This window comes from Pseudomonas sp. P867 (genome assembly GCF_019891455.1).
In the GTDB taxonomy this organism is placed as follows: Bacteria; Pseudomonadota; Gammaproteobacteria; order Pseudomonadales; family Pseudomonadaceae; genus Aquipseudomonas; species Aquipseudomonas synxantha_A.
Genome location: NZ_JAFLXB010000004.1, coordinates 162,553 through 187,768, shown reverse-complemented (window position 1 = coordinate 187,768; position 25,216 = coordinate 162,553). Strand labels below are relative to the sequence as shown.

Below are 25,216 nucleotides of genomic sequence, written 5' to 3'. Positions count from 1 at the left end.
GGGAAGAGAAATGCACCAGCCAGAAAAAGGTTTGAAACGCGGGCTCAACGCCCGACATATTCGCTTCATGGCACTCGGTTCCGCGATCGGCACCGGGCTGTTCTATGGTTCTGCCTCCGCTATCCAGATGGCCGGCCCCGCCGTACTGCTGGCTTACCTCATCGGCGGCGCCGCCGTGTTCATGGTGATGCGCGCCCTCGGTGAAATGGCCGTGCACAACCCGGTGTCCGGCTCGTTCGGCCACTACGCCAGCACTTACCTGGGGCCCATGGCGGGGTTTATCCTCGGCTGGACCTACGCCTTTGAAATGATCATCGTCTGCCTGGCCGACGTCACCGCGTTCGGTATCTACATGGGCTTCTGGTTTCCCGAGGTGGCCCGTTGGGTCTGGGTGCTGGGCATCGTGTTTTTGATCGGCGGCCTGAACCTGTGCAACGTCAAGGTCTTTGGCGAAATGGAGTTCTGGCTGTCGTTGCTCAAGGTCGGTGCCATCGTGGCGATGATCCTCGGCGGTTTCGGCATCATGCTGTTCGGCATTCACTCGGCGGGTGAAACGCAGGCTAGCGGCCTGAGCAACCTGTGGGCGCACGGCGGCTTCATGCCCAACGGCATTGGTGGCTTGATCGCCTCGTTTGCGGTGGTGATGTTTGCGTTCGGCGGTATCGAAATCATCGGCATCACTGCCGGTGAAGCCAAGGACCCGCAGCGAGTGATCCCCAAGGCGATCAACGCGGTACCGCTGCGTATCCTGTTGTTCTACGTGCTGACCCTGTTCGTGCTGATGGCGATCTACCCGTGGCAGCAAATTGGCAGCCAGGGCAGCCCGTTCGTGCAGATCTTCAGTAACCTGGGGATAGGCTCGGCGGCGACCATTCTCAATATCGTGGTGATCTCGGCGGCGGTCTCGGCCATCAACAGCGACATCTTCGGCGCCGGTCGCATGATGTACGGCCTGGCCCAGCAAGGTCAGGCGCCCAAGGGCTTTGCGCAGTTGTCCAAACAAGGCGTGCCGTGGATGACCGTGGTGGTGATGGGCGCCGCGTTGCTCGGCGGCGTGGTGCTCAACTACCTGATCCCGGAAAACGTCTTCCTGCTGATCGCTTCGATCGCCACCTTTGCCACCGTGTGGGTCTGGCTGATGATCCTGTTTACCCAGGTCGCCATGCGTCGCTCGATGACCAGGGAGCAGGTCGCCGAACTGAAATTCCCGGTGCCGTTCTGGCCCTATGCGCCGGCAGCGGCCATTGTGTTCATGCTGTTTGTGTTTGGTGTGCTCGGTTACTTCCCGGACACCCAGGCGGCCTTGATGGTCGGCGCTGTGTGGATCGTGCTGCTGATCGTCGCGTACCTGCTGTGGGTCAAGCCCGCTGCCGGGCAAGCGGCCAAGGTCCATTACGAACAGGCTTTGTCTCATCGATAACTTAGGGAGGCGTTGATGAAAACCCTTTGGCAACACTGCCACGTCGCAACCATGGCCCAAGGCAAATACTCGATTATCGAGGATGCCGCCATGGTGACAGCGGGCTCGCTGATCGAGTGGATCGGCCCGCGCAGCCAGGCACCTACGGCCGATTACGCCCAGGTGCATGACCTGCAAGGCGCGTGGGTCACCCCCGGGCTGATCGACTGCCACACCCATACCGTGTTTGGTGGCAATCGCAGCGGCGAATTCGAGCAGCGCCTCGAAGGCGTCAGCTACGCCGAGATCGCGGCCAAGGGCGGCGGGATTGCCAGTACCGTGCGTGCCACGCGTGCAGCCACGGAAGATCAATTGTTCCTGAGCGCTGAAAAACGTCTGCGCAGCCTTTTGCGTGACGGCGTGACTACCGTGGAGATCAAGTCCGGCTACGGCCTGGATCTGCCCAACGAGCGCAAGATGCTGCGCGTGGCCCGGCGCCTGGGTGAAGCGCTGCCGGTCAGCGTGCGCGCCACGTGCCTGGCCGCTCACGCGCTGCCGCCGGAGTACAAGGACCGCGCCGATGACTACATTGAGCACATCTGCAATGAGATGCTGCCGGCGCTGGCCGCAGAGGGCCTGGTGGATGCGGTGGATGCCTTCTGTGAATACCTGGCGTTTTCCCCCGAACAGGTCCAGCGCGTGTTCAAGGTTGCCCACCAGCTTGGCTTGCCGGTAAAGCTGCACGCCGAGCAACTCTCATCGCTGCACGGTTCCAGCCTGGCGGCGCGCTATCACGCGTTGTCGGCCGACCATCTTGAGTTCATGACTGAAGAAGATGCCATCGCCATGGCCGCTGCCGGCACGGTCGCCGTGTTGCTGCCGGGCGCTTTTTACTTCCTGCGCGAAACCCAGTTGCCGCCCATGGAGGCCCTGCGCAAGCACGGCGTGAAGATCGCCATCGCCAGCGACCTCAACCCCGGCACTTCCCCTGCGTTGTCGGTGCGTCTGATGCTGAACATGGCCTGCACCCTGTTCCGCATGACTCCCGAAGAAGCCTTGGCCGGTGCCACGCAACACGCCGCCACCGCGTTGGGCATGGGCGACACCCATGGCTCCCTGGAAGCGGGCAAGGTCGCTGACTTTGTCGCCTGGCAGATTGATCGCCCCGCTGACCTGGCCTACTGGCTGGGCGGCGAGCTGGATAAACGCGTTGTGCGCCACGGCGCCGACGTCACTGTGTAAGGAGTGGTGTTGTGGATAAGGTTCTGACATTCAAACAAGGCCGCGTACCGCTGCTGATCAGCATGCCCCACGCCGGCGTGCGCCTGACGCCTGCGGTCGAGGCCGGGTTGATTCCCCAAGCGCAAAGCCTGCCGGACACCGACTGGCATATTCCGCTGCTGTATGACTTTGCCGAAGAACTGGGCGCCAGCACCCTGGCGGCGGAGTACTCGCGGTTTGTCATCGACTTGAACCGGCCTTCCGACAACAAGCCGCTCTATGCCGGCGCTACCACTGGCCTGTACCCGGAGACGCTGTTCGATGGTGTGCCCTTGTTCCGCGAGGGGCTGGAGCCGAACGAGACCGAGCGCGCCAGTTACTTGCAGAAGATTTGGGGCCCGTATCACCGCACGCTGCAGGAGGAACTGGCACGGCTCAAGGCCGAATTCGGCTACGCGTTGCTGTTCGATGCGCACTCGATCCGCTCGGTGATCCCGCACCTGTTCGACGGCAAGCTGCCGGACTTCAACCTCGGCACCTTCAACGGCGCTGCCTGTGATCCCGAGTTGGCCAGCCAACTGGAAGCCATCTGCGCCGGGCATCCGCAGTACAGCCATGTGTTGAACGGGCGCTTCAAGGGCGGGCATATCACCCGTCACTACGGCAACCCCGCGCAGGATATTCATGCGGTGCAGTTGGAGTTGGGGCAATGCACGTATATGGAAGAGGTTGAGCCGTTTCAGTATCGGGCGGATTTGGCTGAGCCGACGCGGGAGGTATTGAAGCAGTTGTTGCAAGGTTGTTTGGCCTGGGGGAAAAAGCAGTACGGCTGAAATCGCCACCGCAAGCCAGTCGCGCCTGCTGATCGTTGCCGGCCTGTGGATGACCGCTGTGATCGGTGGCTCGGCCAGGAATCGACAGCAGCGCTGAGGAGGCGGGCGGTGTTGCTAAGAGTTGCACGCGCGTTTGACCGTCACTGGACAATATCGCTTTGTTTCAGGTCGCCGTGCACCTTCACCTCCAGTGGCTGACCTTGGCCATCGAAGACCCGCAGTGTGCTGATGTTCTTGTGTGGGTCGTAGGATATGGAGGCGTCGCCTTTTTGCATCTGCGCCGATTTGCCATCGACAAATCGCAACGGGGCGTCTCCGATTTTACTGCGTATGCCCGACACATCGACCTTGTCCTTGCCGCTTTCAAAATCCATGATTTCGTCGGTTCCATCCACGCTGTTCGATTCAGTCCAACTACCATAAACATAGGTGTCGGCACCTTTTCCGCCCCACAGCTTATCCGCGCCTCTGCCACCATCAATAATGTCGTCGCCATCACCACCCTTGAGTATGTTGTCGGCGTCGTTACCGATTATCAGGTCATTGCCTTTGCCACCAATCGCGTTTTCGATGATGACGCCCCGGGCAATAGAGAGGTTTCGATCGCGGCCATTGGCATTGGTGAAGGTGCCAGGCGTCAGGTTGATCTTTTGGTTTTTCTGATAGCCGGATAAATCCAGTGTGTCGTTGCCGCCGCTATCCCAAAGGGTACCTCTGAGCTCATCCTTGTCGGACTTGAGCTTGAGGAAGTTTCGGTTGGCGTTGGAGTTGAAGCCGTAGACGGTGTCCTCTTTGCGAGTATTGTGGTTCACACCGTACCGGGTCTGTATGGCGGTGATGTCATCCTGTAGGGGGGACTTCGCAACCGAGCCATGCTGGTATTTGCTCATAATGGTGTGGGAACGGGAATCTTCCACATAACCGAGTTTTTGCTGTTCATATTTTGTTCCGTAGTTGCCTCCTGGATGCTTCAAGCCAAGCGTGTGGCCGACTTCATGGATCAGAGTCGTCATACCGCTCGGGCCTGCACTTTCTTTTTCTGTGGTCCAGACATGCGCCGTTAGCCTGTCTTTCGTCGGCGGCAAGGCGTGGGGGTTGAAAGGGGTGTACTGACCTTTGTCATTCAGTCTGGTTTTGAAGTTGCCGAAGTTGATATGACCTTCGCTTTGTTCATTTCTCGGCCCTTCTACAAATTTCACGTTTGTCACATCTTCCCAGAGCTTGAGTGCCTCGCGGGTTTTGGCTTTGTTTGCTTCGGACACATCAGTCACGCCTTGGTAACTGTCATGTTGCCCTTCAGGTTTATCGGAGCCGGGGGTAAATGAATAGGTGATGGTGATGACGCCATCGCCGTTCTTATCCTTCCAGATCGGATTCGGGCTTATCAGTCGCGCAGTGGCTTCCTCTGCGGTCTTGGACTTCAGGCCGTTGATTTCGATGTGCCCGCCACGATCATCACGACGCTTGAACTGTTCAACTTGTTGATATGTGGCACTTCCTTGCGGGGGAAGTCTGCTGATCGACATGGGATTCTCTATTCAAAGTTGGCGAGCTCTGAGCTTGGCGATGTCGAATCCAGTCGCAATTAAGAGTTTTCCGCAGTAGTGAGATGTCTTGCTCGCTGATTTGTAGGAAAGGGCAGTGACGCAATTGCAGCAACTCGACGATAACGTGCTGCATTACCTGAGCAGCGAAGGGCTGACACAGGTCTAAGCGCTCAATGACATGCTCATTGCACAATTCGGGTTTATGATGCGAGACGGCAAAATAATAGACGTCCCCCCAGGGATGAACCCGACACCCTACGGAGCGCGCAATGCAGACTTGGTACCCGCAGATCAAACCCTACGCCCGGCATGATCTGGCAGTCGATGACACCCACACGCTGTATGTCGATGAAAGTGGCTCTCCCGAGGGCTTGCCCGTCGTGTTCATCCACGGGGGGCCAGGTGCCGGTTGCGACGCCCAGAGCCGCTGCTATTTCGATCCGAACCTCTACCACATCGTCACCTTCGACCAGCGTGGCTGCGGGCGCTCCACCCCCCGCGCCAACCTTGAGAACAACACCACCTGGGATCTGGTCGCCGACCTTGAGCGCATCCGCGAGCACCTGGGCATCGACAAATGGGTGCTGTTCGGCGGCTCCTGGGGTTCAACCCTGGCCCTGGCCTACGCACAAACCCATCCAGAGCGTGTGCTTGGCCTGATTGTGCGCGGCATCTTCCTGGCCCGCCCGCAGGATATTCACTGGTTCTACCAAGAGGGCGCGAGCCGTCTTTTCCCGGACTACTGGCAGGACTACCTGGCGCCAATCCCGGTGGAAGAACGCCACGACATGATTGCCGCCTACCACAAGCGCCTCACCGGCAACGACCAGATCGCCCAGATGCATGCGGCCAAAGCCTGGTCGGGTTGGGAAGGGCGCATGCTCGGCCTGTGCCCGAGCCCGCAGCATGTAGAGCGTTTTTCCGAACCGCAACGCGCGCTGTCCATTGCGCGTATCGAGTGCCATTACTTCACCAACAACTCCTTCCTGGAGCCCAACCAGCTGATTCGCGATATGCACAAGATCGCCCATCTGCCGGGCATCATCATCCATGGTCGCTACGACATGATCTGCCCGCTGGATAACGCCTGGGAGCTGCATCAGGCCTGGCCCAACAGTGAGTTGCAGGTGATTCGCGAGGCTGGCCATGCCGCGTCTGAGCCGGGCATCACCGACGCGCTGGTGCGCGCCACCGGCGAGATGGCACGGCGCCTGCTTGATCTGCCGCCTGAAGAAGCATGAAGGGCCTGTTGCAGCGGGTGCGTGGCGCCCGCGTTGAAGTAGCCGGTGAGGTCGTGGGGGCGATTGACCAAGGTTTGCTGGTGCTGGTCGCCGTCGAACCTACAGATACGCCCGAGAGCGCCGACAAACTGCTGCACAAGCTGCTTAACTACCGGGTGTTCAGTGACGCCGAGGGCAAGATGAACCTCTCGCTCAAGGATATCGGCGGCGGGTTGCTGCTGGTGTCGCAGTTCACCCTGGCGGCGGACACGAAGAGCGGGCTGCGGCCAAGCTTCTCCACCGCTGCCCCTCCGGCCTTGGGAGCGGCGCTTTTTGAGCACTTGTTGTTACAAGCGCAACAATTGCATGGCAAGGTGGCGTCAGGGCGTTTTGGCGCTGATATGCAGGTGCATTTGGTCAATGATGGCCCTGTGACCTTTCTCTTACAGACATGAATGTATGAAAAACGACTTTAATGCCTAAAAACGCAGGTTTTCGCTACAAATACTTTGCTGTCCCTGATGCGTTGTCTCGCGGGCTACTAGATAATCGCGCGCTACGGGGATCAGCGTTGTTTGGTCCATTTTTGACTTAGGTAGAGCCTTGTCCGATAGCCTTTGGGGAATCATTTTGCCTTGGGGGAGTCGGAACATTGCTCGCCAACCTGGCATATAGATAGCTGGCCGTTGGTTTTTTGATCTGTTTTCGGCGAGGGTTGCTCGTGATTGTTAGTCCCTGTAATGCACCAAAATTGTCTGCCAAACGGTTACGAAACGCACTGGTAACGGGCTCTGCCCTGTTTTGCCTGTTCGGCGCGGGTCAACTGTGGGCATTCAGTCTGGATGATGTGTCGGCCAAGGCAAAAGAGCTGGCCGGGCAGAAATACGAAGCTCCGCGCAGCAATCTGCCGAACGAATTCCGCGAAATGAAATTCGCTGACTACCAGAAGATTCGTTTCCGCAACGAAAAAGCCGAGTGGGCCGATCAGAACACCCCGTTCAAGCTGTCCTTCTATCACCAGGGTATGCATTTCGATACGCCGGTGAAAATCAATGAAGTCACCGCCGACAGCGTGCATGAAATCAAGTACGACCCGACTCGCTTCGATTTCGGTGACGTGAAATTTGATCCCAAAGCCACCGAACAGCTGGGCTATGCCGGTTTCCGTGTGCTTTTCCCGATCAACAAGGCCGACAAGCAAGACGAAATCATGACCATGCTCGGCGCGAGCTATTTCCGCGTCGTCGGCAAGGACCAGGTGTATGGCCTGTCTGCCCGTGGCATGGCGATCGATACCGCGCTGCCGTCCGGTGAAGAGTTCCCGCGGTTTACCGAGTTCTGGATCGAGCGTCCAAAGCCGGGCGACAAGCACCTGGTGATCTTCGCCCTGCTGGACTCGCCGCGCGCTACCGGTGCCTATCGCCTGATCCTGCGCCCCGGCACTGACACCGTGGTCGATGTGAAATCCCAGATGTTCCTGCGCGACAAGGTCAGCAAGCTGGGGGTTGCCCCGTTGACCTCGATGTTCCTGTTCGGCGCCAACCAGCCTTCCAAGGTGCTTAACTACCGTCGCGAGCTCCACGATTCCAGCGGCCTGTCGATCCACGCCGGCAATGGCGAGTGGATCTGGCGCCCGTTGAACAACCCTAAACACCTGTCGGTCAGCAACTTCAGCGTCGAGAACCCGCGTGGCTTCGGCCTGCTGCAACGTGGCCGCAACTTCAGCCACTACGAAGACCTGGACGACAACTACGACAAGCGCCCAAGCGCCTGGATCGAACCTGAAGGCGATTGGGGCAAGGGCTCCGTTGACCTGGTAGAGATCCCGACAGCCGATGAAACCAACGACAACATCGTGGCGTTCTGGAGTCCGGCCGAACTGCCGGAAGTCGGCAAGCCGCTGGACATCGCCTACCGTCTGCACTGGACCCTGGACGACGCTGCATTCCATTCGCCGGACAGCGCTTGGGTCAAGCAGACCCTGCGTTCTACCGGTGACGTGAAGCAATCCAACCTGATCCGTCAGCCCGATGGCAGCGTGGCCTACCTGGTGGACTTCGAGGGCCCAGCCCTGAAGAAACTGCTGCCGGACGCCCCGGTGCGCAGCCAGGTGAGCGTGGGCGACAACGCCGAACTGGTTGAAAACAGTGTGCGCTACAACGAACACACCAAAGGCTGGCGCTTGACTCTGCGTATGAAGATCAAGGACGCAGGCAAACCGACCGAAATGCGTGCGGCACTGGTGCAGGATGTGGTGCAACCAGCGCCTGAGCCGGTTTCCAATCACGTGTTGAAGGCTGACAAAGTCCTGGCCAAGCAGCACGAGAAACAGGCCAAGAAAGACGCAAAAGACAAGCAAGACCCGCAGCCAGAAGCTGCCCCAGCCACACCGGAGCCGGCCAAGACCGAACAAGTCCTGACCGAAACCTGGAGCTATCAGTTGCCTGCCGATGAGTAATTCAAATGTCCGGCCAGAGACTCTGAGCGAGTATCTGGCGCACCTCCCGTTGACCGCTGAGCAGCGCGCCGAGCTGGCGGGCTGCAACTCGTTCAGCGAATTGCACGAACGCTTGTCGTCGTCGACTTTCGACGCACCGACTGAGGCCGCCCAGGCTTCGGTCGGCCGTCGCTTGACCCTCAACAGCGCCGAAGAGCTGCAAGACGCCGAGATGCTGGCGCTCGACGCCAGCGGTCGCGTGTGTCTTAAAGCCACGCCGCCGATCCGCCGGACCAAAGTGGTGCCCGAGCCCTGGCGCACCAACATCCTGGTGCGCGGCTGGCGCCGGATGACGGGTCGCACCAATCCGCCCAAGCCACCCAAGGATGAGCGCGTACTGCCCGCTGCCCGCTGGCGTACCGTGGGCTCGATCCGTCGCTATATCCTGCTGGTGTTGATGCTGGGCCAGACCATTGTCGCCGGCTGGTACATGAAAGGCATCATGCCGTACCAGGGCTGGTCGCTGGTCGACTTCGATGAAATCCGCAACCAGACCCTGCTGCAAACCGCCACTCAGGTAATGCCTTACGCGCTGCAAACCAGCATCCTGATCATGTTCGGGATTCTGTTCTGCTGGGTCTCGGCCGGTTTCTGGACCGCACTCATGGGCTTCCTGGAGCTGCTGACCGGTCACGATAAATACCGCATCTCCGGTAAAAGTGCCGGTAACGAGCCAATTCCGAAGGATGCGCGCACCGCACTGGTAATGCCGATCTGCAACGAAGACGTGCCGCGGGTATTCGCAGGTTTGCGTGCCACGTTCGAATCGGTAGCCGCCACCGGTGACCTGGATCGCTTCGATTTCTTTGTGCTCAGCGACAGTAACGACGCCGACATCTGCATCGCCGAACAGCAAGCCTGGCTCGACGTGTGCCGCGAAGCTGGCGGCTTTGGCAAGATCTTCTATCGCCGCCGCCGCCGTCGTGTAAAGCGCAAGAGCGGCAACCTCGACGACTTCTGCCGTCGCTGGGGTGGCGACTACAAATACATGGTCGTTCTCGACGCTGACTCCGTGATGAGCGGCGAATGCCTGACCAGCCTGGTACGCCTGATGGAAGCCACGCCGGATGCGGGGATTATCCAGACCGCGCCGCGGGCGTCGGGCATGGACACCCTGTATGCGCGTATGCAGCAGTTCGCTACCCGCGTATACGGCCCATTGTTTACCGCCGGCCTGCACTTCTGGCAGTTGGGTGAATCCCACTACTGGGGTCACAACGCCATTATCCGCATGAAGCCGTTTATCGAGCACTGCGCCCTGGCGCCGTTGCCAGGTAAGGGCGCATTCGCCGGTGCAATCCTTTCCCACGACTTCGTTGAAGCCGCGCTGATGCGCCGTGCCGGCTGGGGCGTGTGGATTGCCTACGACTTGCCGGGCAGTTACGAAGAACTGCCGCCGAACCTGCTGGACGAACTCAAGCGTGACCGTCGCTGGTGCCACGGTAACCTGATGAACTTCCGCCTGTTCCTGGTTAAAGGCATGCACCCGGTGCACCGTGCGGTGTTCCTGACCGGCGTGATGTCCTACCTGTCGGCGCCGTTGTGGTTCTTCTTCCTGGTGTTGTCCACGGCGTTGCTGGCGGTGAACACCCTGATGGAGCCGCAGTACTTCATGGCGCCGCGCCAGTTGTACCCACTATGGCCACAATGGCACCCGGACAAGGCGGTGGCGCTGTTCTCCACCACCATCGTGCTGTTGTTCCTGCCCAAGCTGCTCAGCATCATCCTGATCTGGGCCAAGGGTGCCAAGGAGTTCGGCGGCAAGTTCAAGGTGACCTTGTCGATGCTGCTGGAGATGCTGTTCTCCATGCTGCTGGCGCCGGTGCGGATGATTTTCCACACCCGTTTCGTCCTCGCCGCTTTCCTCGGTTGGGCTGCCACCTGGAACTCGCCGCAGCGTGACGACGACTCCACGCCTTGGAGTGAAGCGGTCAAGCGTCACGGCCCGCAAACTATCCTCGGCTTCCTGTGGGCACTGTTGGTGGTGTGGTTGAACCCAAGTTTCCTGTGGTGGCTGGTGCCGATTGTCGGCTCGCTGATGCTGTCGATTCCGGTGTCGGTGATTTCCAGCCGGGTCAAGCTGGGCCTCAAGTCCCGTGACGAGAGCCTGTTCCTGATCCCCGAGGAATACAATCCGCCGCAAGCGCTGCTGTCGACCGAGAAGTACACCCACGAAAACCGTTGGCACGCCCTCAATGACGGTTTCGTGCGTTCGGTGGTCGACCCGCAGCAGAACGCCCTGGCCTGTGCCTTGGCGACCTCGCGTCACCGTGAGGCCGAGCCGATCGAGTACCTGCGCATGGAGCGCGTTCGCCATGCGTTGAAAGTCGGCCCTGCCGGCCTCAACAACAGCGAACGCCTGGCCCTGCTCAGCGACCCGGTAGCCCTGGCTCGCCTGCATGAGCAGGTCTGGAACGAAGGTCATGCCGAGTGGCTCGGTGCCTGGCGTGCTTCGATCAAGGCAGATCCGCACGCGCCATTGCTGCCTCTGCAACCGCAGTCGCCGCAGGCCCAACCGGCCTGATTCAGACGCCCCCGAGGGCTCGCCTCGGGGGCGCTGCAGACGCTGGTCCTACAGCGTTTACAGTCGCTTCCTTTTATCCCTAACTCCTTGTTATTTCGAAACAAAAGACCTTTGATCGAGGCGTATTGTCGTGCCTGTCGCTGGGTTAGCATCGCCCCCCAAAATTTGACTCGCCACGGGGGCATTCATGATCAAAAGGTATTGTTCGGTATTGCTGGTTAGCGTTTTCCTATGGGCTTACGCGGGTCTGCTGAGTGCGGGCGCCCTGGACGATGCTGTTCGTCGCGGCGTGTTGAAGGTGGGGACCACGCCCAATTACGTGCCCTTCGAGATGCTCGATAAGCAGGGGCGCATCGTCGGTTTTGAAATTGACTTGCTCCGCGCCATGAGCCGTGCACTGGGCGTGGAACTTGAGCTGATTGCGGTGCCCTATACGGATTTGGTACCGGGGTTGATGGCGAAGAAATTCGACCTGATTGGCAGTGGCATGACCGTCACCCAAGAGCGCAACCTGAAGCTCAACTTCAGCGACTCTTTCATTGTGGTGGGTCAGACCGTGCTGCTGCACCCCCGCCTGGCCGGCATCGTTTCCAGCATCGAAGAGCTGGACGACGCCAGCTACCGGGTGGTGACTATCCAGGGCACGACCGGAGAGGCAGCAGCCCAGCGTTTTCTGGGGGCTGCTCAACTGAGCACGGTGACGACCCCGGAAGACGGTGTGCGGCAGGTCGTGGAAGGCAAGTTCGATGCGTTTATCCATGATGCGCCCTACAACCTGATCGCGATGAGCCGGCCGCAGAACAGCGCCTTGTTGACACTGGAACAACCCTTCACCTTTGAGCCCCTGGCGTTTGGTTTGAAAAAGGGTGATTACGACAGCCTCAACTGGATCAATCACTTTCTCAACCAGATCGCTCAGGATGGCTCCTACGATCACCTGCATGACAAGTGGTTCAGGGACACGGCCTGGATGGCAGAGATTGAGTGATGGTCATAACTACTTACACATCAATCAATTGTCGAGGGGCTGCGTAGACGCGTCTACCCCTGCGCTTGACTGCGCCGCCGTAGGACTTTTACGACATACGCCGATAACATTTACCGCTGAAACCTTTGTGACGGACAACGAGTGGGTTAGGATCGCATCCCGAAATGGCGCAGCCCTTTTGTGCGCCGACCTTATAAGAATCGTTCAGGGGTCTTGAAGATGAAAAAGTATCTTTCGATGCTGATGCTCGGCGTCACCGCGATGGTCGCTGCCACTGCGGCCCAGGCCGGTGCCATCGACGATGCGGTCAAGCGCGGCACGTTGAAAGTCGGCATGGACCCGACCTACATGCCGTTCGAAATGACTGACAAGCGCGGTGAAATCATCGGCTTCGAAGTCGACATCCTCAAGGCCATGGCCAAGTCCATGGGGGTCAAGCTGGAGCTGGTGTCCACCGGTTATGACGGCATCATCCCGGCCTTCCTGACCGGCAAGTTCGACATGATCGGCAGCGGCATGACCCTGACCCAGGAGCGCAACCTGCGCCTGAACTTCAGCGAACCCTTCATCGTGGTCGGCCAGACCCTGCTGATCCGCAAGGACCTGGAAGGCACCATCAAGTCCTACAAAGACCTGAACGATGAGAAATACCGTCTGACCTCCAAGCTCGGCACCACCGGTGAGATGGTCGCCAAAAAGCTGATTTCCAAGGCCAAGTACCACGGCTACGACAACGAGCAGGAAGGCGTGCTGGATGTGGTCAACGGCAAGGCTGACGCCTTCGTCTATGACGCACCGTATAACGTAGTAGCCGAGAAGAAAGTCGGCAACGGCAAGCTGGTGTTCCTGGAAGAACCCTTCACCTTTGAACCCCTGGCGTTCGGTTTGAAGAAAGGCGATTACGACAGCATCAACTTCATCAATAACTTCCTGCACCAGATCCGTAACGACGGCACCTACGATCGTATCCATGACAAGTGGTTCAAGAGCTCCGAGTGGCTCAAGGACATGGAATAAGGCCTGACACCGAGTTGCCTGCATCGCAGGCAAGCCAGCTCCCACATTTGACTGTATTTACACATCAAATGTGGGAGGGGGCTTGCCCTCGATGGCGGCCTATCAGGCAACACATATCCGGAAAGTGAAATGAAACAGAAAAAAGCCCAATGGCCCTGGCACCTGCTGACGGTGGTCGTGCTGGTCGGCCTGGCTGGCGCCTTGTACTACGCCACCTCGTTGATGTCCTACGAGTGGCGCTGGAACCGCGTGCCGCAATACTTCGCCTATCAAGCCGAAACCTCCCAGCGCGCCGCGGATATTTCCACCGTGGTCGAGTTGGTGCGCAAAGGCGATGTGGCCGAAGTCACCCTGCGCAACGACGCGGGGGCCGAGCAAAAGCTCACGGTTGCCGACAACAGCCTGCAAGTGGCGCGCGGTGATGATGTGGCTGAGGGCGATGTGGTCGGCGTGACCCGCCAGTGGGCGTTGGGGCCGCTGATGTGGGGCTTGTGGACCACGCTGTGGCTGTCGGTGGTGTCCGGCATCCTGGGCTTGGCGATAGGTTTGGCGACCGGTTTGTGCCGGCTCTCCAAAAACCCGACCCTGCGGGATTTGTCGACGATCTACGTCGAACTGGTGCGCGGTACGCCGCTGCTGGTGCAGATTTTCATTTTCTATTTCTTCATCGGCACGGTGCTCAACCTCTCCCGGGAGTTTGCCGGGATCGCCGCGCTGTCGTTGTTCACCGGCGCCTACGTGGCCGAAATCGTCCGCGCCGGCGTGCAGTCCATCACTCGTGGCCAGGATGAAGCGGCGCGTTCCTTGGGCTTGAGCGCCAGCCAGTCGATGCGCCATGTGGTGTTACCGCAAGCCTTCAAGCGCGTGCTGCCACCCCTGGCCGGGCAATTTATCAGCCTGGTCAAGGACACGTCCCTGGTGTCGGTGATCGCGATTACCGAATTGCTCAAGAGTGGCCGCGAAGTGATCACCACCTCGTTTTCGCCATTCGAGATCCTGTTCTGTGTGGCAGGCCTGTACCTGCTGATCAACCTGCCGCTGTCGAAAATGGCCAGCCGGCTTGAGCGGAGGCTCGCCCAAAGTGATTGAAGTGCGCGATCTGGTAAAAGTCTTCGACACCCGTGGGCATGTGGTACGCGCGGTTGATCACGTCACCACCCAGGTGGCCAAGGGCGAAGTGCTGGTGGTCATTGGCCCGTCCGGTTCCGGCAAGTCCACCTTCCTGCGCTGCCTCAATGGGTTGGAGGAGTTCGACTCGGGCTCGGTGAGCATTGATGGCCTGCAATTGGCCGATCCTAAAACCGATGTGAACGCCTATCGCCGTGAAGTCGGCATGGTGTTTCAGCATTTCAACCTGTTCCCCCACATGACCGTGCTGGAAAACCTGTGCCTGGCGCAAAAGGTCGTGCGCAAGCGCGGCAAGCAAGAGCGCGAGGCCAAGGCCCTGGCTCTGTTGGAAAAGGTGGGTATCGCGCAGAAGGCCCATGAGTTTCCATCGCGCCTGTCTGGCGGCCAACAGCAGCGGGTCGCGATTGCCCGAGCGCTGGCCATGGAGCCCAAGGTGATGCTGTTTGACGAGCCCACCTCGGCGCTCGACCCGGAAATGGTTGGCGAAGTCCTCGACGTCATGAAGACCCTGGCCCTGGAAGGCATGACCATGGTCTGCGTGACCCACGAGATGGGCTTTGCTCGCGAAGTGGCGGACCGGGTGCTGTTCTTCGACCATGGCAAACTGCTCGAAGATGCCGCGCCCGCAGCCTTCTTTGCAGCCCCCCAGGACCCGCGGGCTCAAGCCTTCCTGCGCCAGGTGTTGTAACTGCTCAGACCTTGAACCGGCCTACCGAGCGCGCCAGGTCTGTGCCCAGGCGCGCCAGCTCGATGCTGGCCGCCGCCGTCTGCTCACTGGCGGTCGAGGTTTGTTCCGACGCATCCTTGACCTTCAGTACGCTGCGGTTGATCTCTTCGGCCACCGCGCTTTGCTCCTCGGCTGCTGCGGCAATCTGTGGGTTCATCTCCTGAATCACCGATACCGTACGGGTGATGTTGGCAAGGGCTGCGCCTGCGCGGCGCGTCAGCTCCACGCTGTTGTCGGTCAGGCTGAGACTGTTGTCCAGGATATCGGCGGTGTGTTGCGTGCCACGCTGCAAACCCTCGATCAACATCTCGATTTCCTCGGCTGATTGCTGGGTGCGCTGGGCCAGGGTGCGTACTTCGTCGGCCACTACAGCGAAACCGCGACCGGCTTCACCCGCGCGTGCCGCTTCGATAGCGGCGTTAAGGGCCAGCAGGTTGGTTTGCTCGGACACCGATTTGATCACCTCCAGCACGCTGCCGATCTTCTGGCTTTCCTGTTGCAAACCTTGCATCGCCAGGCTCGAGCGGTTCATCTGCTCGGCCAGATGTTCGATATGGGTAATTGCTTCGGCCACCACCTGGTCGCCCACACCTGCTTGTTGATCAGCCTCAGTGGCGGCAATCGAGGCTTGCTCTGCATGACGAGCGACCTCTTGGGAGGTAGCGAGCATTTCGTTCATGGCGGTGGCGACTTGCTCGGTTTCCAGTTTCTGGCCATTGACCCCGGCGCGGGTTTGCTCGGTGACGGCGGACAGTTGCTCGGCGGCGCTTGCGATCTGGCGGGCGCTGTCGTTGATACCGCCGATCAGGGCGCGCAGGTTGAGCGTCATCTGGCCGATGCTGCGTTGCAATTGGCCCAGTTCGTCGCGCCGCGAGGTAGTGATATCGTGGCTCAGGTCGCCCTCGGCGATGCGGTTGGCTGTCAGCAGCGCCTGGCGCAACGGCCGCACGATCTGGCCGGCGATCAGCCAGGCAGCGAGGGCCCCGAGCAGCATCGCTGCGCCTGTCACGTAGAGCAACATCAGGCGAGCCAAGTCTGCTTCTTTGTCGCGTTGCAGGGTCTGTTCCTCGCTCAGGCGGTCGCTTTGCGAGAGTAACTGGTCCAGCCACTGCTCCAGTTGATTCTGGGTGTTTTCAACAGTGACCTGCGCGTCCTTGACGCGGTTGAGTTGGGCGCGATAGTCGAGCAGGGCGCTGTTCAGAGCGGTGCTGTCGACCGGTAAAGCCGTCACGGCAGACTGAGCACCGTCGAGGGCCTTGAGCGCGTCGTCCACGCCTTGGGTGTAAATCTGCAGTGTGTCTGCGGCCCATGCCGGTGCCTTGGCGCGGTCTTCGGCTTTTTCCAAGGCCAGGCGCAGGTTTTCCACGCTATCCAAGGCTTTCTCATCGTTCTGGTCGGGCAAGTCACTGGAAAATTGTCCAAGGGTGTCGCTGGCCGCCACAGAACTGCTGGTGAGCCCCTTCTGCGCTTGCTCACGTTGTTGCATCAAGGTGGGTAGCCCGCCCAGTGCGGTCTTGAAGCGCGCGCTGAGGCGACTGGAGTCTTGGACTTGCTGCAGATGTGCCTGGATTTTCAGGCGATCCGCCAACTCGACCAGGTAACCGTCGATTTTTTCCATGTGCCGGCCGATCTTGTCGAAGTTCGTCGGTTCATTGAGGGTGCGGTACAAAATCCGTTCGGCGCGTAGTTCTTCACCGGTCACGGCCAATCGAGAAAGAGTGGTCAAGGTTTGTGCACGGAAGAGCGAGTCGTTCAGTGCCTGCCATCCCGTCAGGGCGACAGCAATGCACAGTGCCAGCACCAGGCCGAAGCCAAGGATAAGCTTGAGGGTGACGCTGGTATTGCCCAATACGCGGGTCAGTGGTCGAAACATGATGCACCTCCATCAGCAAAGAGAAAGCGTCTCGCAGTCCGACTGACGCAGGTCAGGAGGAGTGGGAACGCTAAATCTTTTCGGCACGGGGCGCGTAAGAATTGACCTGAAAGACGTGTAGGAAATTTCACAAGTTGCAGGGAGGACCCCGCACGGGCCACTCCCTGGTGTGAGCGTGTCAGACCCTGAAGCGGCCGACCAATGCTTGCAGATGAATGCCCAGGCGCGCCAGTTCTGCACTCGACGCAGCGGTTTCTTCGCTGGCCGAGGACGTCTGTTCGGATACGTCACGCACATTCAACACGCTGCGGTTGATCTCTTCGGCTACGGCGCTCTGTTGCTCGGCGGCGGTGGCGATTTGTGAGTTCATCGCCTGGATGGTTGAAACCGTGCGGGTGATATTCGCCAATGCGCTGCCGGCGCGACGCGTCAGTTCAACGCTGCTGTCGGTCAGCCCGCGGCTGTTGTCCATGATGGAGGCCACCTGCTGGGTACCGTTTTGCAGGCCGACGATCAGCTCTTCAATCTCTTCGGTGGACTTCTGTGTGCGCTGGGCCAGGCTGCGCACTTCATCGGCCACCACCGCGAAGCCACGCCCGGCCTCCCCGGCACGCGCCGCTTCAATGGCCGCATTCAGCGCCAGCAGGTTGGTTTGCTGGGCGACGGATTTGATCACGTCAAGCACGCTGCCGATCTTGTCGCTTTCGCGCTTCAGATCGCCCATGGCGAGGGTGGAGTTGCCGACTTCGGTCGCCAGGCGTTCGATCTGGGCGATGGCTTCGCCGACCACCTTGTCACCTTCACGGGCCTGTTGGTCTGCGGCTACAGCAGCTTCCGAGGCTTGCTCGGCATTGCGTGCAACTTCCTGCACGGTGGCGGCCATTTCGTTCATGGCGGTGGCGACCTGATCGGTCTCGACCTTTTGGCTGTTGACCCCCGCGCTGGTCTGTTCAGTCACGGCCGACAACTGCTCGGCCGCGCTGGCGATCTGGGTGACGCCGTCGCTGATACCACCGATCAACGCGCGCAGGCCCACGGTCATGCTCTGCATGGCGCGTTGCAACTGGCCCAGTTCGTCCTGGCGGCCAGAGTCCAGGTTGTGGCTCAGGTCGCCGGAGGCCACGCGCTCGGCGACCTTGAGGGTCTGGTTTAGCGGGATGACGATCTGGCGGGTGATGGCCCAGGCTGCGAACAGGCCGAAGACCATCGCCAGTACGGTGGCGAGCAGCAACAGATACTTGGCCTGGGCCACATCGTGGTCGCGCACTGCGGTTTGCGACGTGGTGAGTTTCTCGCTATGGCCCAGCAGAATATCGCCCTGGGCGCTCATGATTTTAAGGGCGGCGGCACTGGCCACTTGGGAGTCGCGATATTGGCTGACGGCGGCGCGATAGGCTTGCAGTGAGACACCAGCCTCTTGCAGGTTGGCCTGGTAGGGCGCTGGCAGTTGGCTTTGCAGTTCGGTGATTTTTTTCAGGGCATTGTCGATGGCATCAAGGGCCGGTTGCTCGGCCTCGACTTTGCCGCTGTAGGTGTAGCCGCGTACCTGGAAGCGCGCTTGCTGGATCAGCTTGCTCAGGTCAACCACGCTGTTGAACTGGGTGACGCTGTCGCCTTGCAGGAGGCTTTTTTCAATCTCGTTGGTTTTGGCCACGGCATTGTCGGCGGTGTCGCCGAGCTTGCTGCGCGCGCCCTCACGCTTGAGGCCCGCCTGGACCATGGCCGCGAAGGCTTTTTTGTATTGGCTCAACGCTTCCTGTTGTTGTTCGACTAGGGCCTTGTCATTGGGCTGTTCGATTAACTGCGCGGCGGTTTCAAGGCCATTGTCCAACTGAGTAATCAGGCCGGTGACCGCGTCAGTGCCTTGTTCGCCGCGGCGCATATCAAAGTCCAGGCGCGCCAGGCGCAGGTCTTTGGTCAGGCCATTGAGGCTGGAGATAAAACCCAGCTTATCGCCGCGATTGATTACGTCGCCCAGGCCGGTCCAGCCGGTAAAGGTGATCAACAGCGTCAGGATCAACACCAGGCCAAAGCCGACGCTCAGCTTGCGGTTGACGCTTACATTCCCCAGTTTCTCGGCTAACCAACGATACATGCTGCGAACTCCCCTGGAACAAGGCTTGGACTTATTCAGAGGCTATCGGCATGGGCATAGGATTCTGTAGCGCCAGAGATCCAATGTGGGAGGGGGCTGTAGTGTTTTTGGATTTGATATCAGAACAGTCGGGCGAGCAGGGCCGTCACGGCGGTTTCAACCCGCAGGATGCGCGCACCTAGCTGCACCGGCTGTAGACCGGCCTTGGTCAGCAGGTCCACCTCATAGGGAATCCAACCACCTTCTGGGCCAATCGCCAGCGTCACCGGCTCATCCAGCCCCCGGGGGCACGCAGGGTAATCACCGGGATGGCCGATCAGGCCCAGGGTGCCTTCAACCATGGCCGGCAGGCGATCTTCGACAAACGGCTTGAAGCGTTTTTCGATAATGATCTCGGGCAGCACCGTGTCCCGCGCCTGTTCCAGACCGAGGATCAGTTGCTCGCGAACCGCTTCAGGTTCCAGGAATGGGGTCTGCCAGAAGCTTTTTTCCACGCGGTAGCTGTTGACCAGCACGACCTTGGGCACGCCCATGGCCGCCACGGTTTGCAGCACCCGGCGCAGCATCTTCGGGCGGGGCAGGGCCAGCAGCAGTGTCAGGGGCAGCTTTGGCGGCGGCGGTTGGTCGAAGCTGACTTGCAGCTCGGCTTCGCCTGCGTCCAGGCGCAGCAGTTGGGCATTGCCCATCAGCCCACCAATGCGGCCCACACGCAGGTTGTCGCCTACGGCGGCGCGGTGGACTTCCTGCATATGCACCAGGCGCCGATCACGCAGCACCACGCGGTCGGCCGCGATGAAGTCGGCGTCTTCCAGCAGCAGCAGGTTCACGGCTGGGTCGCTGGCGGCTGGTCGTCGTCGGCAGGCTGGTCGTCCGGGTGTTCGCCGCGCTTGCTGATCAAGCCGCTGAACAGGATGCCCACTTCGAACAGCATCCACATCGGCACGGCCAGCAAGGTCTGGGAGAAGATGTCCGGCGGCGTGAGGATCATGCCGACCACAAAGCAGCCGATGATCACGTACGGGCGGATCTTCTTCAGATATTTGACGTCGACCACTCCGATCCACACCAGCAACACCACCGCCACCGGGATTTCGAAGGCCACGCCAAAGGCGAAGAACAGCGTCATCACGAAGTCGAGGTAGCTGGTGATATCGGTCATCATCTCCACGCCGGCCGGGGTGGCGGCGGCGAAGAACTTGAAGATCAGCGGGAACACCAGGAAGTAGGCGAAGGCCATGCCGGTATAGAACAGCAGGATGCTCGACACCAGCAACGGCACTGCGATGCGCTTCTCGTGCTTGTACAGGCCCGGCGCAATAAAGCCCCAGATCTGATGCAGGATCACCGGGATCGCCAGGAACAGCGAAACCATCATGGTCAGCTTCAATGGCGTCAGGAACGGCGACGACACGTCGGTGGCAATCATCGTCGCACCGACAGGCAGGTACTGGCGCAACGGTGTGGAAACGAAGGTGTAGATCTGCTGGGTGAACGCAAACAGCCCTGCAAAGATGATGAAGATGGCCGCTACGCAACGCAGCAGGCGGGTACGCAACTCGGTGAGGTGCGAGACCAGCGGCATGTGCTGGTCGTTTTCCGGTTTATCAGCGCTCATGGGGCTCGCGGCGGCAGTGTAGGGTCATTGGGCGCGGGCGACGCGACGGGCGTCGGCGCAGGCGTTATCGGGGCGGGAACGGCTTCGGCAGGGGACACCGGCGCGATGCTCTGCTCGGCCACCGGAGTGACCGGCTTGGCCGGCTCCTGCACCGGGGAAAGAATCTTGCGCGCCTCCTGCTCCAACGACAGGATATGTTCGTTGTGCAATTGCCGGCGGATCTCGTCGGCACCGATTTCACGTTCAACTTCCTGTTTGATCGCGTTGAAACTGCGTTTCAGGCGCCCGATCCACAGGCCGGCGGTGCGTGCGGCACCGGGCAGGCGTTCCGGCCCCAGTACCAGCAGGGCTACCAGGCCGACGAGCAGCAGTTCAGAGAAGCTGATACCAAACATTAGTCAGTGCTCACGAGTCTTTGCGGGTCGGCTCTTGGACTTTTTCAGCCTGCACGTCGAAGGTACGACGCTCGGTGATCGGCTGAGCGGCCTGCGGGTGCACAGGCTGTGCCGGTGGCACCGGGTTTGCGCTTGGCTCGGCGGGTTTCTCGTCGTCGTTCATGGCTTTACGAAAGCCCTTGATCGACTCGCCGACGTCGGTGCCGAGGTTTTTCAGTTTTTTGGTGCCGAACACCAGAACAACCACCACCAGAATGACGATCCAGTGTTTCCAGTCAAAAATGCCCATGCTGCAAATCCTCAAGTCTTGGTTAATCAGGCGGACGGGCGCGAGGCCTTTTCGACGTGCCCGGACAAGCCGAAGCGACGGTCCAGTTCATCCAGCACGGCCTGTGGATGCTGCCCCAGTTGGGCAAGCATGACCAGGCTATGGAACCACAAGTCGGCGGTCTCATAGATTACATCGCTGTAATCACCGCTGATTTGCGCGTCCTTGGCCGCAATGATGGTCTCGACGGATTCTTCGCCGAGTTTTTCCAGAATCTTGTTCAGACCCTTGTGGTAAAGGCTAGCGACATAGGAGCTGTCGGCATCCGCGCCTTTGCGGTCTTCCAGCACCTGGGCCACACGGTTCAGGGTATCGCTCATGTTCAGTGTCCTGCCGAATAAATGGCGTGCGGGTCTTTAAGCACTGGGTCCACTGTCTTCCATTCGCCGTCTTCGAAGACGCGATAGAAACAGCTGTGGCGCCCGGTATGGCAGGCGATGTCGCCGATCTGATCGACCATCAGGATCACCACGTCAGCGTCGCAGTCCAGGCGCATTTCATGCAGAACCTGCACGTGTCCGGATTCTTCGCCCTTGCGCCACAGTCTGCCACGCGAACGTGACCAGTAGATGGCGCGCTGCTCAGTGGCGGTGAGGCTCAGCGCCTCGCGGTTCATCCAGGCCATCATCAATACGCGCCCGGTCTTGTAGTCCTGGGCAATGGCCGGCACCAGGCCGTCACTGTCCCACTTGATCTCGTCCAGCCAGTTTTTCATGTTCGGCTCCGGCAATTTGCGACAGTGTATAACCGGATTGGCTATCGACGCACGATCAGATAAACACCCACCGCCACCATGATTCCGGCTGGCCAGTGACCCAGTTGATTCAGCGGCCCGCCGATCACCAGCATCACACCGCCCACCAGGTGCGCGGCGCCGAGCAGGCGCAGGAACCAGTCGTCCTTGCGCTTGCGCCAAGGCGGCTCGGGGTCTTTGGCGTGGGGCTGGGACATGCGCTCCAGTAGATCGCGGGTCATGTTGGCCAGGTGCGGCAGTTGTTCGAACTGGCTGTGCAGGTTGCCCAACATGGTCTTCGGGCTCATCCGCTCACGCATCCAGCGCTCCAGGAACGGTTGCGCGGTGTTCCACAGATCGAGGTCCGGATATAACTGGCGGCCCAGGCCTTCGATGTTGAGCAGGGTTTTTTGCAGCAGCACCAACTGCGGTTGTACTTCCATATTGAAGCGCCGCGCAGTCTGGAACAGGCGCATCAGCACCTGACCGAAGGAAATATCTTTTAACGGTTTTTCAAAGATCGGTTCGCATACGGTACGGATCGCCGCTTCGAATTCGTTGAGCTTGGTTTCCGCCGGCACCCAACCTGAATCGATGTGCAACTGCGCCACGCGGCGGTAGTCGCGCTTGAAGAAAGCAAACAGGTTGCGCGCCAGGTAGTCCTGGTCTTCCGGGGTCAGGCTGCCGACGATGCCACAGTCGATCGCGATGTACTGCGGGCTCCACGGATTGACGGTGCTGACGAAGATGTTGCCGGGGTGCATGTCGGCGTGGAAGAAACTGTCGCGAAATACTTGGGTAAAGAAGATCTCCACCCCGCGTTCGGCGAGCATCTTCATGTCGGTGCGCTGGTCGGCGAGGGTGGCCAGGTCGGTGACCTGCACGCCGTAGATGCGCTCCATCACCAGCACTTTCGGCCGGCACCAGTCCCAATACACTTGTGGCACGTACAGCAGTTGCGAGCCTTCGAAGTTGCGTCGCAATTGGCTGGCGTTGGCCGCTTCGCGCAGCAGGTCGAGCTCGTCGTAGATGGTTTTTTCGTAGTCGGCGACCACATCCACCGGGTGCAGCAGACGCGCGTCGGCAGAAAAACGTTCGGCCGCCCGAGCCAGGATAAACAGCCACGCCAGGTCCTGGCCGATGATCGGCTTGAGGCCCGGGCGAATGACTTTTACCACCACCTCTTCGCCGGTCTTGAGCTGTGCGGCGTGGACCTGCGCGACCGAGGCCGAGGCCAGGGGCTCGACATCGAAGCGGCTGAACACCTCGCTGATCTTCTGGCCCAGTTGTTCTTCGATCAACGCCATCGACTGCTGTGAATCGAAAGGCGGCACACGGTCCTGCAACAGCATCAGTTCGTCGGCGATGTCTTCAGGCAGCAAGTCGCGGCGGGTGGAGAGGATCTGCCCGAACTTGATAAAGATCGGCCCCAGATCCTGCAACGCCAGGCGCAGGCACGCGCCTCGGCTGAGCTCCAGCTGTTTGCGCGGGAACCAGCGCCACGGCAGCACATAACGCACCGCCAGCAGGAACCAGGGCAGGGGCAGGGCAAACAGCAGGTCATCGAGGCGGTAACGGATTACGACGCGCTGGATACGAAACAAACGGCGGACGGCGAGCAGCTTCATGCGTTATCGCTTGGATCAAGGGAGCGGCTCAGGCGTTCGAAGCGGGCCTCGAGGCGTTCCAGGTCGATTTTGGCCTTGTCGAGCTCACGAAAGCGCGCTTGCGCTTCCCGTTGCCCGACCAGGGTGCGCGATTCTTCGCTCAGGTATTCGGCGAGGTTCTGGTTCAGGCTGGCGAACCCTTGCTGGTACCAGCGCGAGCGGCTGCGCAGGTGCCCGCTGAGCAACTGGGTGGCGACCGGGCCGATCCAGCGCGAGAGTTCGTATTCCCAATCCAGCTCCAGGTCCTGCAGCACGGCGGCCAGGTCCATCAGCACCGCACTGTCGCCTTCCAGCTCCACCTCGGGGCTGTGGAGGATGGCGGTCTTGTTGCGGCTCAGCGCCAGGTGCAACAGGCTGGAGGCCGGCGCACGCAAGGTGCAGTCGGCGTCGGCGGCCCATTGAGTGGCGAGCAGCAAGCCTTCATCGCTGGGCAGGATAAACAGCTGCACAGCGGGGCTGCGGCAGTCGACGGCAATGACTTTGCCGTTCAAGTGCGCGAGCCGTGCCAGGGCGGTGCTGTCCAGGCGCAGAACACGGTTGAGGCCATGTTCGACGCTTGCGAGAAGGCCTGCGAGCAGCATCAGGGTTTGATACCTCGGTGCAATGCAACGATGCCGGAGGTCATGTTGTGATAGGTCACGCGGTCGAAACCGGCCTCCACCATCATTGACTTCAGGGTTTCCTGGTCGGGGTGCATGCGGATGGATTCGGCCAGGTAGCGGTAGCTCTCGGCGTCATTGGTGATCAACTTGCCCATCAGCGGCATGAAGGCGAACGAGTAAGTGTCGTAGACCTTGGACATCAGCGCGTTGGTCGGCTTGGAGAATTCCAGCACCAGCAGGCGGCCACCTGGCTTGAGGACACGCAGCATCGAGCGGATCGCGTCCTCCTTGTGAGTGACGTTGCGCAGGCCGAAGGCGATGGTCACGCAGTCGAAATGGTTGTCGGGGAACGGCAGCTTCTCAGCGTCGGCCTGGACGAACTCGATATTGCCGGCCACACCTTTGTCGAGCAGGCGATCGCGGCCGACCTTGAGCATCGAACCGTTGATATCGGCCAAAACCACCTGACCGGTGGGGCCGACCAGTTTGGAGAACTTGGCGGCCAGGTCGCCCGTGCCGCCGGCGATATCCAGTACCCGGTTGCCGGTGCGTACGCCCGACAACTCGATGGTGAAGCGCTTCCACAGACGGTGCATGCCGCCGGAAAGCACGTCATTCATCAGGTCGTACTTGGCCGCCACGGAGTGAAACACCTCAGCGACTTTTTCCGCTTTCTGGCTTTCCGGGACGTTCTTGAAACCGAAGTGAGTGGTGGGTTCGGCATCGCTGCCTTTGCGCTGATCAGTCATATCGCTGTCACCAAAAGAGAATGCGGGACATGATAATCCCCAAGGCCTGCTTTGTCTT

General features: G+C 60.1%; 23 protein-coding genes. 11 read left to right on the top strand and 12 right to left on the bottom strand.

Annotation, left to right across the window (positions count from 1 at the left end; translation table 11 throughout):
• Positions 1 to 10: 10 nt before the first annotated feature.
• The 3 genes from J1G33_RS09505 to hutG are packed head-to-tail and all read left to right on the top strand — an operon-like array spanning position 11 to position 3,453.
• Positions 11 to 1,420: an amino acid permease gene (locus J1G33_RS09505; RefSeq protein WP_223017982.1), complete on the top strand. Its 1,410-nt coding sequence runs from the start codon at positions 11 to 13 to the stop codon at positions 1,418 to 1,420.
• A 15-nt stretch (positions 1,421 to 1,435) separates the two neighbouring features.
• Positions 1,436 to 2,641, top strand: coding sequence for an imidazolonepropionase (gene hutI / locus J1G33_RS09500; RefSeq protein WP_223017981.1), 1,206 nt, complete (start codon positions 1,436 to 1,438; stop codon positions 2,639 to 2,641).
• An 11-nt stretch (positions 2,642 to 2,652) separates the two neighbouring features.
• Positions 2,653 to 3,453, top strand: coding sequence for an N-formylglutamate deformylase (gene hutG, locus J1G33_RS09495; RefSeq protein ID WP_032878333.1), 801 nt, complete (start codon positions 2,653 to 2,655; stop codon positions 3,451 to 3,453).
• A 140-nt stretch (positions 3,454 to 3,593) separates the two neighbouring features.
• Here hutG and J1G33_RS09490 read toward each other — a convergent pair whose 3' ends face one another.
• Positions 3,594 to 4,979, bottom strand: a complete 1,386-nt coding sequence (locus J1G33_RS09490) for a M10 family metallopeptidase C-terminal domain-containing protein (protein WP_223017980.1) — start codon at positions 4,977 to 4,979, stop codon at positions 3,594 to 3,596.
• Positions 4,980 to 5,269: 290 nt separating this feature from the next.
• Here J1G33_RS09490 and pip point away from each other — a divergent pair, with 290 nt between their 5' ends.
• From pip to J1G33_RS09450, 8 genes are all read left to right on the top strand, one after another.
• Positions 5,270 to 6,241, top strand: coding sequence for a prolyl aminopeptidase (gene pip, locus J1G33_RS09485; protein ID WP_005783969.1), 972 nt, complete (start codon positions 5,270 to 5,272; stop codon positions 6,239 to 6,241).
• The gene (dtd, locus tag J1G33_RS09480; RefSeq protein WP_005783971.1) at positions 6,238 to 6,675 is read left to right on the top strand and encodes a D-aminoacyl-tRNA deacylase; all 438 of its coding nucleotides are present in this window, start codon (positions 6,238 to 6,240) and stop codon (positions 6,673 to 6,675) included. Before pip ends, dtd begins: the two co-directional genes overlap by 4 nt.
• A gap of 266 nt (positions 6,676 to 6,941) precedes the next feature.
• Entirely contained in the window at positions 6,942 to 8,678 is a 1,737-nt protein-coding gene (locus J1G33_RS09475) for a glucan biosynthesis protein G (RefSeq protein WP_032881138.1), read from the top strand.
• On the top strand, positions 8,671 to 11,241 hold the full coding sequence (gene mdoH / locus J1G33_RS09470) for a glucans biosynthesis glucosyltransferase MdoH (RefSeq protein WP_005783974.1): 2,571 nt from the start codon (positions 8,671 to 8,673) through the stop codon (positions 11,239 to 11,241). Before J1G33_RS09475 ends, mdoH begins: the two co-directional genes overlap by 8 nt.
• Before the next feature lie 187 nt (positions 11,242 to 11,428).
• On the top strand, positions 11,429 to 12,229 hold the full coding sequence (locus J1G33_RS09465) for a transporter substrate-binding domain-containing protein (protein WP_032878330.1): 801 nt from the start codon (positions 11,429 to 11,431) through the stop codon (positions 12,227 to 12,229).
• 219 nt (positions 12,230 to 12,448) lie between these two features.
• Positions 12,449 to 13,246, top strand: a complete 798-nt coding sequence (locus J1G33_RS09460; protein WP_005783978.1) for a transporter substrate-binding domain-containing protein — start codon at positions 12,449 to 12,451, stop codon at positions 13,244 to 13,246.
• Between the two features lie 129 nt (positions 13,247 to 13,375).
• Entirely contained in the window at positions 13,376 to 14,335 is a 960-nt protein-coding gene (locus tag J1G33_RS09455) for an amino acid ABC transporter permease (RefSeq protein ID WP_005783980.1), read from the top strand.
• Positions 14,328 to 15,062 (top strand): amino acid ABC transporter ATP-binding protein, encoded by a 735-nt coding sequence (locus J1G33_RS09450; RefSeq protein ID WP_032878328.1) that lies wholly within the window; start codon positions 14,328 to 14,330, stop codon positions 15,060 to 15,062. The genes J1G33_RS09455 and J1G33_RS09450 overlap by 8 nt, the downstream gene beginning before the upstream one ends.
• Positions 15,063 to 15,066: 4 nt before the next feature.
• Here the strand turns inward: J1G33_RS09450 and J1G33_RS09445 are convergent, their stop codons facing one another.
• The 11 genes from J1G33_RS09445 to ubiE all read right to left on the bottom strand — a co-directional run bounded on the left by J1G33_RS09445 (position 15,067) and on the right by ubiE (position 25,158).
• On the bottom strand, positions 15,067 to 16,974 hold the full coding sequence (locus J1G33_RS09445; RefSeq protein ID WP_223017979.1) for a methyl-accepting chemotaxis protein: 1,908 nt from the start codon (positions 16,972 to 16,974) through the stop codon (positions 15,067 to 15,069).
• Between the two features lie 178 nt (positions 16,975 to 17,152).
• Positions 17,153 to 19,069: a methyl-accepting chemotaxis protein gene (locus J1G33_RS09440; protein WP_005783986.1), complete on the bottom strand. Its 1,917-nt coding sequence runs from the start codon at positions 19,067 to 19,069 to the stop codon at positions 17,153 to 17,155.
• Positions 19,070 to 19,188: 119 nt separating this feature from the next.
• Positions 19,189 to 19,896, bottom strand: coding sequence for a 16S rRNA (uracil(1498)-N(3))-methyltransferase (locus J1G33_RS09435; protein WP_223017978.1), 708 nt, complete (start codon positions 19,894 to 19,896; stop codon positions 19,189 to 19,191).
• The gene (gene tatC / locus J1G33_RS09430; protein WP_005783990.1) at positions 19,893 to 20,684 is read right to left on the bottom strand and encodes a twin-arginine translocase subunit TatC; all 792 of its coding nucleotides are present in this window, start codon (positions 20,682 to 20,684) and stop codon (positions 19,893 to 19,895) included. Before tatC ends, J1G33_RS09435 begins: the two co-directional genes overlap by 4 nt.
• A complete protein-coding gene (gene tatB, locus J1G33_RS09425) occupies positions 20,681 to 21,079 on the bottom strand; it encodes a Sec-independent protein translocase protein TatB (RefSeq protein ID WP_032878326.1) in 399 nt (132 codons plus the stop codon). Before tatB ends, tatC begins: the two co-directional genes overlap by 4 nt.
• A gap of 10 nt (positions 21,080 to 21,089) precedes the next feature.
• Entirely contained in the window at positions 21,090 to 21,368 is a 279-nt protein-coding gene (locus tag J1G33_RS09420; RefSeq protein WP_005783993.1) for a twin-arginine translocase TatA/TatE family subunit, read from the bottom strand.
• A 26-nt stretch (positions 21,369 to 21,394) separates the two neighbouring features.
• Positions 21,395 to 21,727, bottom strand: coding sequence for a phosphoribosyl-ATP diphosphatase (locus J1G33_RS09415; RefSeq protein ID WP_005783994.1), 333 nt, complete (start codon positions 21,725 to 21,727; stop codon positions 21,395 to 21,397).
• A 2-nt stretch (positions 21,728 to 21,729) separates the two neighbouring features.
• The gene (gene hisI, locus J1G33_RS09410) at positions 21,730 to 22,122 is read right to left on the bottom strand and encodes a phosphoribosyl-AMP cyclohydrolase (protein WP_005783996.1); all 393 of its coding nucleotides are present in this window, start codon (positions 22,120 to 22,122) and stop codon (positions 21,730 to 21,732) included.
• Between the two features lie 41 nt (positions 22,123 to 22,163).
• Positions 22,164 to 23,768: a ubiquinone biosynthesis regulatory protein kinase UbiB gene (ubiB, locus tag J1G33_RS09405; RefSeq protein ID WP_005783998.1), complete on the bottom strand. Its 1,605-nt coding sequence runs from the start codon at positions 23,766 to 23,768 to the stop codon at positions 22,164 to 22,166.
• Positions 23,765 to 24,388, bottom strand: coding sequence for an SCP2 domain-containing protein (locus tag J1G33_RS09400; RefSeq protein WP_005784000.1), 624 nt, complete (start codon positions 24,386 to 24,388; stop codon positions 23,765 to 23,767). Before J1G33_RS09400 ends, ubiB begins: the two co-directional genes overlap by 4 nt.
• Positions 24,388 to 25,158 (bottom strand): bifunctional demethylmenaquinone methyltransferase/2-methoxy-6-polyprenyl-1,4-benzoquinol methylase UbiE, encoded by a 771-nt coding sequence (gene ubiE, locus J1G33_RS09395; protein ID WP_003171186.1) that lies wholly within the window; start codon positions 25,156 to 25,158, stop codon positions 24,388 to 24,390. Before ubiE ends, J1G33_RS09400 begins: the two co-directional genes overlap by 1 nt.
• Between the last annotated feature and the right edge of the window lie 58 nt (positions 25,159 to 25,216).